Here is a 12,257-nt window from a genome sequence, read left to right as displayed (position 1 = left end):
TAATAAACGGAAATTTTTATTTTTCATGGGGTTTTCCAAAAGAGATATCTCCAGCATCTCCAAGTCCAGGGACTATATATCCATCACTGTTAACTTCATTGTCAATGGCACAAGTATAAATCTCTAGGTCATTGTGGTGTCTTGAAACTTTTTCTATTCCTTCTCCAGATGCTATCACATTAAATAGTATAATTCTTTTTGGAATACCCTGATTTTTTATTTCATTCAAAATTGCATTAAGTGTATTGCCTGTGGCAAGCATTGGATCAGCAATTATAACAATTTTATTCTCAACAGGTGGGATTCTTGCATAATTTAAGTTTACTTTAAATGGAGGAATATCTTCACGCCATGCACCTACTACTCCACACTTAGATTCGGTAAAAACTCTCAATATTCCATCTACAAGTGGAATTGCAGCTCTAAGAACATTTATAACAACGATATCTTTTTTATCTTTAATTTTAATACCTTCAGATATTCCTAAAGGTGTTTTAACGGTTAATTTTTCTTTTTCAAGAGTGTCTGCGAAAACATAACTCATTAATCTGCCAATTTCGATCATACCTGCCCTAAAATCTGTGCTACTTATTCCTGATCTTCTTATTGTTGTAAGTTGATCCTGTACAAGTAGATGCTCAATATGTTTTAGTATCATAGAAATTTCTCCTTCAATATTAGTATAGTAACCCTTTAATTAATTCGGGGTTATAAGTTTCCAATCGATTTAATGTAATGATATTGTATTTATTCAGTATCCAAATTATATCTTCTATTTCAATTATATTCTTACAAAAATTTGAAGTATAAAAAACTACAATATAATATTATCTGATTTGAATAATTTTAAGGATTATTCTGGGATAATATGAACAAAAAATTGCTTATAATACCATTAATAATAATTTTCGCCGTGTTAATTATACTCATCTTACCTAAACCAGTCACGCAAACGGGATTTCAATCAGAGGTAGTTGCAGATAATCTGGACATACCTTGGGCAATGGACTTTTTGCCAAATAACACAATGATATTCACTCAGAGGGGCGGAAATGTGAGTCTTTTAATGGATAATGGTGTAGAAAATATTGGTAACATAAATGTGACTGCCAATGGTGAATCTGGATTATTAGGTATAGCTGTTGACCCTCAATTTTCTCAGAATAGATATGTATATCTTTTTTATACCTCTAATAATGGAAATAGGGTTTCAAGATTTGTTTTAAATGATCAACTTCAAAATGAAACAGTATTAATCGATAGAATTCCATCAGGTTCGATACATAACGGTGGGAGAATAAAGTTCGGGCCCGATGGAAAACTATACATTACAACAGGGGATGCTAACAATAGAACTTCTGCACAGGATTTAAATTCCCTTTCTGGAAAGATTTTGAGAATAAATAAGGATGGTACAGTTCCTTCAGATAATCCATTCAATAATTTTGTGTATACCTATGGCAACAGAGATCCACAGGGGCTTGCATGGAATCCTAGTAATGGAATTTTGTATGAATCAGAACATGGAGACATACAGAATGATGAAATTAACATCTTGATTAGCGGAGGTAATTATGGTTGGCCAAATTATCAGGGAAATGAAACTGCACAGGGAATACAAACACCTTTGTATGTTTATACTGATATGACGCTTGCACCATCGGGAATTGCTTTTTACAATAACAAACTATATGTTGCAGGGCTCAGAGGTTCTCAATTAAGGGAGATAAGTCTTTCAAATAATGGCACAAGTATCATTGGACAAAATGCACTGTTTACCCAATTAGGAAGAATTCGGGATGCAGTTGTGCATGATGGATACATCTATATCTGCACTTCCAATAGGGATGGAAGAGGTATTCCTCAAATTGGAGACGATAAAATCATAAGGATCAAAGTTAACTGACGGGTAGTCCGAGTTTTAAACTATTGATCATCAATCTCAGAATTTTTATATTTTGTTAATACCTTTTTACCATGTGCAGTGGGAATAATCTTTAATTCACTGTTTTTAAAGTCTATTTCATATTCTTTCCCATCAAATAGTGTATGTAAGAATATAGAAAGAGCTGCAACCTCTGAGTGTGGCTGATTGGTTACAGAAACATTCCAATCTGATTCTTGGTAAACCTTTGAAGGAACCCGTGAACCTCCCACAACAACCAGTTTGTCCTTTGTTGATTCTCGTATTATGCCAGTGATATTTTGAACAGCTTCACCATACATTGTGAGATGAATTACTTCTCCGCCATTTCGTTTCCATTCATCTATGAATTTATCCCATCTTTTGCAGTAATCTATTTCGAAGTTCCCACCCCAACGTTTTACAACATCTCTAACATTTTCCATTATTTTTTTATCTTGATCTCCGCTTAATATAACTTTAGAAGCCCCAAATGCCCTTGCTGTCAAACAAACATGAGTTGTTATTCTGGCATCCCTGACCCTCCTGTGATCTAGTCTTAAAACATTAACCTTCATTTTTTACCATCCCTTGAAATCATAAAATTATGCATTTTTATAAATATAGACAAATATTAACTTGAAATATTTTAGGAGTATACTACTCTGATTTAAAAACTTAAATAAAATCAGATTGTAAACATCGCCACCATGATCAAAAGTGCTAACATCCTTGCAACTTCATTTGATGTACCTAAAACATCTCCTGTAGCCCATTTAAAGTTTTTCTTTGCAATTAATGCAATTAAAACACCTGATAAAATACCCATCACTACTCCAATTATCCCTACTGTATTAAACACAAGAAATCCAATTGTGGATGTTAGAATAAATGATAAGAATAAAAGTTTCTTGTTCATTGCTTCAATGAAATATTTTCCAGTACCATTGGGGAATGGTTTAGAAAATGTTGCACAGCTAACAATTCCCATTTTTGCAGCAATTTCTGAAATAAGAATTATATAGAAAATAAATCCTATGGGAATTGATGCTATTGCTGTAAATGTGATAAGACCTACAATCAGAAGATAAGCCATACCTCCTGTACCAATTCGTTTGTCCCTCATGACATCTATTTTTTTTTCAGGGGTTCCATGGACCATCATCCCATCTCCAAAGTCTATTAGGCCATCAAGATGATGGAAGCCAGTGAACCAAATTGAAAAACTATAAATCATTGCTGCTGCTATCAATTGGGGTAGATGCATCAGATCAACAAGTAAAAATCCAAAGGCACCAACAATTATTCCAATAGCTGCACCAATTATTGGCCAAGCCCACGTGTAAGTTGCCATTTCCTTGATGCTTGTATGAATATTAAGCGGGATTATTGTTGAGAAGGATATCAAACCAAAGAAACCATTTATCTTACTTCCTTCTTTTTTGGATTCATCATTCTGATCATTTAATATTGACATGATTATCCTCCAATTTAAACTTCAAATATTTTCGACATACATCCCGCAACAAGACCTGCGAATACATCATCAAGAACAGGACCTAATTTACTAATAATTCCGGGTTTAGCCTCATCATATCTTTTAAAGTTGAAAATTGCCTTAGTACCGGCTATTTGATTTGCAACTGACATTCCAAAAACCTCATCTGAATATAGATATGCAGGATCATCATCAACATCAACTCCAAGAACCCTATGTTTTTCATAGTCTTCTTCAAGCCTGATACCTGCAATTATGAATGATACCACGTTAAGATCCTCTAGAGAATGATAAATTTGTTTTCTAAGTTTTTCACTGATTTCTGGTGTTTCTTCAACACCTACAACCAGTTCCATACCTGCATCTACAAGGTCATCAACCTCTACACCTACATCCTTCATATATTCTACAACATCTTTTGGATAACCATTATGACTCAAAGCGTTTTTAACTGCTTGTCTAACATTTATTTGCACATCTTTAACCAGTTCATTAACTAATTCAGGAGATACAACTTCTGCAGAACCAGTAGATGCTATAATAATTGATTCATTATCCTCAAGATCAAGTGGATCAAATGAAAAATGATTTATAACACCCATATCCCATAAAGCTGCAGATTTAGAGTCGATTGTGGATTTTAAAATTCTTACAAGAGTTTTTGAATCAAGGTCATAGTTTACAAATAATAGAATACTTAAAAACAATTTACTTCCGGGATACACATTTACAAGTGCTGTAATATTAGTTGTGTTTACAGCTTCAAAGTTAATCTTATTTATGGGGCTTAATATTGCAGCAAGAGGTTTTTCAACTTCATTAAACTCAAAAATTGCATTTAAATATTTATTTTTTTCTTTAAAAATTTCTTCATCATTAACTTCACCCAAAGTATAGGGAAGAGGTTGTTCTCGATTTTCCATTCCATGATATACAATTGACTTCACATATCCAATTCCATTTCCAATTGTAGAATTTCCAATGGTCTGAAACCCATTATCTCTGTAAAATACCGTGGTATGTTTATCTTTTTTAATCTTAATATCATCTATACAAATATTTGTTTTCATTCCATCACACCGTTGTTAACTAAAGAATTTATAAAAATATAACTATCTTATCCTGATTTGAACCTCAATGGATCAAATAGAGTTATTAAAGGGTTATTTTTACCATCAATCATGTCAGAAATAATCATTGCAGATGTAGTTCCATTATTCATTCCCCAAAAACCAAAACCAGTTGCAACGTATATATTTTCAGATGAAGTCCTACCAATCAGTGGTAAACCATCATCACTGCTATTATCATGGCTAGACCAACGATACTCAATAGATTTAATATCCAAATGTTCACGTGCATAGTTTTCTAGACGCATATAATACTCATCCAGATTTTGTATCTGCATATCACTGTGTTCCCCGGCAACTATTATTAGTGTACCCTTTTCAGTTGGTGTTGTGCGGTAGGTATGAACAGGGTCAAAATCAATAAACATTCCATCTGGAAACTCCCCATTAATATATAAACCAAGAACATATGATCTAGCAGGATGCAAATGGGATTTCAAATTATCAGGATCATAAACAGGGGTATGGGTTGTAATTACCACGTTATCTGCAAATATAGATCCTTTATCAGTAACAACTTCGTTAACAGCACCTTCTTTAATGGTAATTGCACGAGTTTTTTCGAAGATGTAATTATTTTCACCATTTAAATCCTCAGCCAACCCAAGAAGATATTTTCGTGGATGAAATTGGGCTTGATTTTCATACTTTAGCCCAGCAATAGTTTTAAAAGGTAAGGGGATGTTATTGGTGTAGGAAACAGGTAGTTCAAGTTTTTTTGCTGCTAGAAATTCTTCTTTTATTTTTTCAACTTTATCTTGAGACTCTGTGTAAATGTAGAGGGGGGTGCGATGGAATTCACATTCTATTTTTTTATTAAATACTATATCTCCTATTTTTTCCAAGGCTTTTCCATTTGCTGTAGCATACATTTGGGCTTTAACTTGACCTAAATTTTTTATTAGGTTATTATATATCATATTGGGTGCAACGCTAATTTTAGCAGTCGTACCTAAAGTAACGTCTTTTACAATTCTATCTGACTCTATTATTGCGATACTGTACCCTAAATCTTTTAATAGTGTTGCTGTAGTGATTCCTGCAATTCCTCCTCCGAGTATTACAGTATCAACCTTTAATCCATTTTTAAGAGGATTAAAATTTGTTTGAGGGCATGTTTTCATCCAGAATGATCCTGAATTTCTATTTACATCGAAATCAGTCATTTAATCACCTCTCGACAATATGCATAATATTAATAATCTAGATTCAAATTGCATAAAGTTATGGAAAAGATTCATATCAACAAATTTAATATTTTGTCATTATTTTATTATTTTAATGGTAACAGATAAATTATTAAGATAAGTTTTACAGAATATTATAATAGGTGATTAGCTTGAAGGTACATCTTCGTGTCTTTGTTGAGATTGAAAATCTGGGAAAGGCCATGAACGCCCTTACGGATGCAGGAATAACTGGTTTTTATATTTTAGAGTATAAAGGAATGTCTCCTCAAGATTGGAAAGGTTTTTCAATAAAAGAAGACCCAAAATCTACAATAGGCTTAATAAGAGATTATGCGCAAGACGCTGTATTAGTATGTAGCGTTGTTGATGAGGATAGAGTGGATAATATTGTTGAATCTGTACAAGAATCCCTTGAAGGGGAAAAATATACTATATTGGAAGTTCCAATTAGAAGAATAATTGTAAGCTACGGTGACAATAAGAAGAAAACTGATGAAAAAGCAGAGCCATGGTTGCTTGAAAAGGAAGTTCCCTGTTTTTATTGTGATGAAAAAGCAGTACAAAGAATACGGATAGATAAAAATAAAGCTAAAATATGGTGCACTAATTGTGGTGCATCTCGTTATTATACATTAAAAACAACTGAGAATCCGGGGGAGTGATCATGGTTGTAAAACCATGGAAACTTGAGAAGTCAGCGAAGTGCAATTATTGTGGGGATGCAACTATTCATGAAATAGAAGTAGATGAATATGATTTGAAGATTTGCTGTAGAGAATGTGGATTTAAAAGGTATTACACATTTAATATGGTCGAAATTCCTAAAAAATATTTATAATAATAAAAATAATGTTTTAAGTATTTTTATTAGGGGTTTGCAAATTTTATATTTATTAATGCAGCAAATAGCTAACAATGTAGAAAAATACAATAGCCACTATAATAAAAACTGCAAAGGATCTAAAGTCCATATTGTTATACTCCTATAAATTTTATGATCTCATTTTATATCTACTAATTTAAACTATTTTATAACTAATTGTGTAAAATTTTGCAGGGGATTAAATGAAAGAAAAAAATCACCAATACATGAAAGAAGCAATAAAAGAGGCGAAAATATCTTTAAAGGAAAGTGGAATTCCAATAGGGGCGGTTCTTGTTGAAAACAAGAATATTAAGGGTAGGGGGCATAACAAGCTCTTACAAGATGATTCAACAATTTTACATGCTGAAATGGATTGTATTGAAAATGCTGGGAGACTTAAAGGGGTAGATTATAAAAAATGCACATTATATACTACATTATCACCGTGTGAAATGTGTTCTGGTACAATAATACTTTATAAAATTCCTAGAGTAGTGATGGGTGAAAATAAAACATTGAAAGGTCCAGAAGAATATTTGATTGAAAATGGTGTAGAATTAATTAACATGAATCTTGATGAGTGCAAGATTATTCTTGAAAATTTTATTCAAAAAAACCCTGATCTGTGGAATGAAGAGATTGAAAGAGTTCATGATTAATGGAATAATGTTTACATTCTAAATACAAATAATAACGTAAATAAATTAAATTTTTAATAATATTATCGTGATACAATGACTGTTATAATAGATCCTCAAAACTCAGGAATTTCTGGCAATATGGTTATTGGAGCTTTGGTTGATTTGGGATTAGATTCTGAAGTTGTAATAGAAGTTATGCAATATTATGCATCACATTTTGGTGATATTGATGTTAATATTGAGAAGGTTACAAAATCAGGAATTTCAGCAAGCTTTGTTAATGTGAAATGTAAGGACAAAAAACCCCTTAAATATACAGATTTAATTGAAGTTTTAGATGGGATAGAACATCCTGAAGTATCATCCGATACAATCAAAAGTTCAAAAAATGTGTTTAAAACCCTTGCAGAAGCAGAGGCCAAAGTTCATGGTACCACAATAGATGAGGTACATTTCCACGAAGTGGGAGCTGCTGATGCAGTAGCAGACGTTATAGGTGCAGTTTATTGCTACCATAAGCTGGGGATGAAGAATGAAAAGGTCTATGGGATGCCAGTTGCACTTGGTGGAGGTAGAATTAAAGCTATGCATGGAATTCTAAGTGTACCTGCACCGGCAACACTTGAAATCTTGAAAAATGTCCCTGTATTTGGTGGTCCTGTAAATTTTGAGCTCACAACACCAACGGGTGCAGCACTGTTGGTGAATTTTGTTGATGAATTCACCAATTTCTATCCCCTGATAATCAATAAGAATGTGGGTTATGGTGCAGGTAAAATGGAACTTTCATTACCCAATACATTAAGGATTATTGAAGGAAATTCAGAACTAGAAAGCGATCGTGTATCTATTCTTGAAACCAACCTTGATAATGTAACAGGAGAGTTAATGGGAAATATATTCAATATATTGATGAACAAAGGAGCAAGGGATGTGAGTATAATACCTACATTAACCAAAAAAAATAGGCCAGGATATCTTTTGAGGGTTATAGCAAAGCCTGTAGATTGTGACGTGCTTTCGGAACTGATCATAAGAGAAACAGGTACTCTTGGAGTCAGAGTTATTCCTTTTGTTCACAGAAATATTGCATCAAGAAAAATTGTTCCAGTTCAGTTTCATATCAATGGAATTGAAGTTGAAATTAGGATAAAGGTAGGGATGATTGGAAAGGATATAATAAGTGTAAAACCTGAATACGAAGATGTACGAAAAGTATCATATGAGAGAGATATGCCTCTTAAAGAGGTTATGGATCGTGCAAATCAAGTATTTAATGAAATTTATAAATGATACTTTTTATTTAATAATTTAATAAATAATGGTGCTTGAAATGGAATCAAAGAAAAAAATTGCAATATCTGTACTTTCTGGGGGGTTAGACTCCACAGTTGCTACTGCTACATTTAAAGATACTCATCATATACATGCTTTAACATTCAACTACGGTCAAAAAAGTGCTGAAATGGAACTAAAATCTGCGCATGCAGTTTGTAAAGAAATTGGTGCCGAACATACGGTGATAGATTTACCATGGCTTGCAGAACTTGGGAAATCTGCATTAACATCGGACAGAGATATTCCCGAACCAACTGCAGAAGATCTGGATGATAAAGATGTTTCAATTGAAACTGCTCACAGTGTGTGGGTTCCAGGGCGTAATATAGTCTTCACATCCATAGCAAATTCATTTGCAGAGTCAGAAGGAGCAAGTATCATCATTGTTGGATGGGACCATGAGGAAGCAGTAACGTTTCCTGATAACTCTAAAGAGTTTTTATATGCATTTAATAATGTTATAGATGTAGGTTCGTTCGATAAAATAAAAATTAAAGCGCCACTGATTGATATGGATAAAGAAAGCATTGTTAAATTGGGAAAAGATGTAGGGGCGCCACTAAATTTAAGTTATTCATGTTATAAAGGTTTTGAATCTCATTGTGGTGTTTGTGAATCTTGTATGAGGCGTATAAGGGCATTTGAAAGGGCTGAAGTAGAGGATAAAACCGTTTATTCTAAACATTAAATTAATTTTCTTTTAAAATAGTAATTTAAAAAAATTTGTTGATATTCATATATTGGTTTATAAAATATGGGGATTTGCCAATATATTGTAACATCACTATTTTTCAAAAAAAGGTATTTAAACGTTGTTTAAATTTAATAAAATGTATTAATAGATTAGTTTAAGTGTGAATAGGGTTAATATTACCCATTTTATGTTAAACACTAAAAAAAATAAGTATTAATCTTTATTTAATATTGTTGAGTATTGTATTTACTTGCTCAGCTCGAGATTCAATTTCAGATAATATAAGTCCTAATTGGGCATCAAGTTCTGTTAGTGCGGTAAATATGGCCTTGGAACCGGCAGGTATCAAAACTATTATTCCTTTTTCAGTTTTTACAGATATTTGTCCTACAAGACCTGTCTTAAGCTGCCCTGAAGCTGCTTCTACAGTTCCCATAATAGTTGAACATAATGCTGAAAATATACCTTCATCAACATCTGATGGCGCTCTTGAATCAATAATTTGGCCTTCAGAGGAGACTATGCCGCAAGCCTTGATTTGTCCAACTTGTAATATACTTGTAAGGATGTCATCTAACATTTCTTTCTTGGTTTTGGCCATTTCTACACTCCCATTAACAATGTAAATTATCGCGACAAAGAAAAAGAATTAGATATTTTTTATCCTAATGTTGGAGAATACCTCACCTATGAGGGTGGGGTGAATCCAACCACAACATATTAATAATAATTTAATAATAAATAATATTATGTAGCAATAGAGAAATTAAATATTAAAGGCATGTTACGAAACCATAACCTCGCACAAAGTATAAGTGATGTTGGCTGGGCAGGGTTCATAGATAAATTAAAATATAAAAGTGAATGGTATGGTAAAACATTAATCCAAATAGGACAGTTTGAACCATCAAATAAAATATGCAGCAATTGTGGATACCATAATGGTAATTTAAAATTACATCATCGTGAATGGATTTGTCCAAATTGTGAAAAGAGACATGATCGTGATGTTAATGCAGCAGTTAATATACGTGATTTTGCACTAGATAAACAAAATATAATCATACCGTAGGAACTACAGAAATTAAAGCGTCTCTAAGAAAACCACAAAAGTGGATTCAATGAAGGAAGAAACCCCTTCCAAAATAGAGGAGTAGTTCACTTAATAATCATCAGGGTTTCGCCTGTACTAACAGTATCCCCTTCTTCAATAAATATATCCCGAACAACTCCTGAATTGGGGGCATGTATATCATTTTCCATTTTCATGGCTTCTAAAACAGCAACAATGTCACCTTCATTCACTTTATCATCCTGTGCAACCTTCAACTTCAGTATCATACCCTGCATGCTAGATGTAACACCACCCTCAACAGGACCACTTGGAGCTTTTATACCACCAGATTCAATTTCCATGTATCCTGTTGGAACAACTTTGACATCGAAAAGTTCACCATCGACCTCAACATTATATTCTGTTGGAAGCGCACCCGAACTGGTACTTTCAACTACTTTGGGTTTTTCAAGGGGTTCTTCTATAACTTCACCTCTTAGAAATTTGGGTGCAACTGCTGGATAAAGAGCATATGTTAGAATGTCTTCGTCCTTTTTGATTATTCCCATTTTTTCGCCTTCGGATCGGAACTTTTCTAGTTCAGGTTCTAAAAGATCTGCAGGTCTAGAATCTATTATCTCGGCATCTCCTATGATTTTTTTTGCAACGGTACTGTTTACTGGTGCAGGAGGTCGTCCATAATATCCTTTGATATAATCTTTAACCTCTTTTGAAACATTTTTATATCTTTCACCACCGAGTACATTCATAACAGCTTGTATACCTACTATTTGGCTGGTAGGTGTTACTAATGGAGGATATCCTAGTTCTGCACGTACTTTAGGCACTTCTTCAAGCACTTCTTCGTAACGATCAAGTGCATTCTGTTCTTTGAGTTGAGAAACAAAATTCGAAAGCATTCCTCCTGGTATCTGATAGAGCAATACATCTGTGTCTACCTTCTCAGATATTGGATCTATAAGACTACTATATTTCTTTCTTATACCTTCGAAATATTTTTTAATCTCACTTAAAAGTATTAAATCAAGTTCTGTTGAGTAGGGCGTACTTTCAAGTGCTGCAACCATACTTTCTGTAGGAGGTTGTGATGCTCCCCATGAAAGGGGCGATATAGCTGTATCAAGGAGGTCAACTCCCGCTTGACAAGCAGCATAATAACTCATTGGTGTCATACCGCTGGTACAATGACAATGTAAGTTTATGAGCAGGTCAGTTTCTTCTTTTAAAGTTGTTACAATTTCATAGGTATCATGGGGAGATATAAGTCCGGCCATATCCTTTATCGCAACAGAATCACATCCAAGTGCTTCAAGTTCCTTTGCAAATTCTACATATTTCTCTAATGTATGTACTGGGCTAGTTGTGTAACTTATAGTTCCTTGAACATGCGCGCCCTGTTCTTTTGCTACTTTAATGGAAAGTTCCATATTTCTTATGTCGTTAAGTGCATCAAATATTCTAAAAACATCTATCCCATTTTCATATGATTTCTCAACAAAATTTCTTACGACATCGTCTGGGTAGTGTTTATATCCCACAAGGTTCTGTCCTCGCAGTAACATTTGTAATGGAGTTTTCTTTACTACATCTTTGAGTTCTACTAGGCGTTCCCAGGGATCTTCGTTTAGGTACCTTATACAGGTATCAAATGTAGCACCTCCCCATGCCTCCAATGAGAAAAATCCCACATTGTCCATTTTCTCGGCAATGGGTAACATATCCCTTGTCCTCATCCTTGTGGCAAGGAGAGATTGGTGTGCATCTCGAAATGCTGTTTCAATGATCTTTATCTTTTTCATTTTGACCCTCACAGTAAGCTTGGATTAAGTTCAAATGTCTTTATATAAATAGTCCTAACTTCCTTATATATTTCGCAATTATATCATTGAAATTTAGATAAAAATTATGATATCATTTTTAATT

14 protein-coding genes are annotated in these 12,257 nt (G+C 33.5%); 7 read left to right on the top strand and 7 right to left on the bottom strand.

What is annotated here, in order from left to right:
* Positions 1-16: 16 nt before the first annotated feature.
* The gene (gene upp, locus K8N75_RS01725; protein WP_223790443.1) at positions 17-658 is read right to left on the bottom strand and encodes a uracil phosphoribosyltransferase; all 642 of its coding nucleotides are present in this window, start codon (positions 656-658) and stop codon (positions 17-19) included.
* Positions 659-868: 210 nt separating this feature from the next.
* Here upp and K8N75_RS01720 point away from each other — a divergent pair, with 210 nt between their 5' ends.
* The gene (locus K8N75_RS01720) at positions 869-1,906 is read left to right on the top strand and encodes a PQQ-dependent sugar dehydrogenase (RefSeq protein WP_223790442.1); all 1,038 of its coding nucleotides are present in this window, start codon (positions 869-871) and stop codon (positions 1,904-1,906) included.
* Between the two features lie 20 nt (positions 1,907-1,926).
* Here the strand turns inward: K8N75_RS01720 and K8N75_RS01715 are convergent, their stop codons facing one another.
* The 4 genes from K8N75_RS01715 to K8N75_RS01700 form a co-directional block, all read right to left on the bottom strand.
* Positions 1,927-2,481, bottom strand: coding sequence for a tRNA (cytidine(56)-2'-O)-methyltransferase (locus K8N75_RS01715; RefSeq protein WP_223790441.1), 555 nt, complete (start codon positions 2,479-2,481; stop codon positions 1,927-1,929).
* A 110-nt stretch (positions 2,482-2,591) separates the two neighbouring features.
* Positions 2,592-3,380 (bottom strand): adenosylcobinamide-GDP ribazoletransferase, encoded by a 789-nt coding sequence (cobS, locus tag K8N75_RS01710; RefSeq protein ID WP_223790440.1) that lies wholly within the window; start codon positions 3,378-3,380, stop codon positions 2,592-2,594.
* Positions 3,381-3,394: 14 nt separating this feature from the next.
* Complete coding sequence (locus K8N75_RS01705) at positions 3,395-4,471, bottom strand: phosphatidylglycerophosphatase A (protein ID WP_223790439.1); 1,077 nt, start codon at positions 4,469-4,471, stop codon at positions 3,395-3,397.
* Positions 4,472-4,518: 47 nt separating this feature from the next.
* Positions 4,519-5,697 (bottom strand): NAD(P)/FAD-dependent oxidoreductase, encoded by a 1,179-nt coding sequence (locus tag K8N75_RS01700; protein WP_223790438.1) that lies wholly within the window; start codon positions 5,695-5,697, stop codon positions 4,519-4,521.
* Positions 5,698-5,870: 173 nt separating this feature from the next.
* Between K8N75_RS01700 and K8N75_RS01695 the strand changes: the two genes are divergently transcribed.
* The 5 genes from K8N75_RS01695 to queC all read left to right on the top strand — a co-directional run bounded on the left by K8N75_RS01695 (position 5,871) and on the right by queC (position 9,253).
* Complete coding sequence (locus tag K8N75_RS01695) at positions 5,871-6,383, top strand: MJ1244 family protein (RefSeq protein WP_223790437.1); 513 nt, start codon at positions 5,871-5,873, stop codon at positions 6,381-6,383.
* Positions 6,384-6,385: 2 nt separating this feature from the next.
* Complete coding sequence (locus K8N75_RS01690; protein ID WP_223790436.1) at positions 6,386-6,559, top strand: hypothetical protein; 174 nt, start codon at positions 6,386-6,388, stop codon at positions 6,557-6,559.
* A gap of 227 nt (positions 6,560-6,786) precedes the next feature.
* Positions 6,787-7,245: a nucleoside deaminase gene (locus K8N75_RS01685; protein WP_223790435.1), complete on the top strand. Its 459-nt coding sequence runs from the start codon at positions 6,787-6,789 to the stop codon at positions 7,243-7,245.
* A 75-nt stretch (positions 7,246-7,320) separates the two neighbouring features.
* The gene (gene larC / locus K8N75_RS01680) at positions 7,321-8,520 is read left to right on the top strand and encodes a nickel pincer cofactor biosynthesis protein LarC (RefSeq protein WP_223790434.1); all 1,200 of its coding nucleotides are present in this window, start codon (positions 7,321-7,323) and stop codon (positions 8,518-8,520) included.
* A 40-nt stretch (positions 8,521-8,560) separates the two neighbouring features.
* On the top strand, positions 8,561-9,253 hold the full coding sequence (gene queC, locus K8N75_RS01675) for a 7-cyano-7-deazaguanine synthase QueC (protein ID WP_223790433.1): 693 nt from the start codon (positions 8,561-8,563) through the stop codon (positions 9,251-9,253).
* A gap of 226 nt (positions 9,254-9,479) precedes the next feature.
* On the opposite strand, the gene K8N75_RS01670 is transcribed toward queC, so the two are convergent.
* Positions 9,480-9,860: a roadblock/LC7 domain-containing protein gene (locus K8N75_RS01670; RefSeq protein ID WP_223790432.1), complete on the bottom strand. Its 381-nt coding sequence runs from the start codon at positions 9,858-9,860 to the stop codon at positions 9,480-9,482.
* Between the two features lie 156 nt (positions 9,861-10,016).
* Between K8N75_RS01670 and K8N75_RS01665 the strand changes: the two genes are divergently transcribed.
* Positions 10,017-10,331 carry an RNA-guided endonuclease TnpB family protein gene (locus tag K8N75_RS01665; protein WP_338038023.1) on the top strand — a complete coding sequence of 105 codons (315 nt, stop codon included), beginning with the start codon at positions 10,017-10,019 and terminating at the stop codon, positions 10,329-10,331.
* Positions 10,332-10,417: 86 nt separating this feature from the next.
* Here the strand turns inward: K8N75_RS01665 and oadA are convergent, their stop codons facing one another.
* Positions 10,418-12,133 (bottom strand): sodium-extruding oxaloacetate decarboxylase subunit alpha, encoded by a 1,716-nt coding sequence (gene oadA / locus K8N75_RS01660; protein WP_223790430.1) that lies wholly within the window; start codon positions 12,131-12,133, stop codon positions 10,418-10,420.
* Between the last annotated feature and the right edge of the window lie 124 nt (positions 12,134-12,257).

Source organism: Methanobacterium spitsbergense (genome assembly GCF_019931065.1).
Lineage (GTDB): Archaea > Methanobacteriota > Methanobacteria > Methanobacteriales > Methanobacteriaceae > Methanobacterium_B > Methanobacterium_B spitsbergense.
Note: the sequence above shows the minus strand (reverse complement) of the source record. Positions and strands in the feature narration are given on the sequence as shown.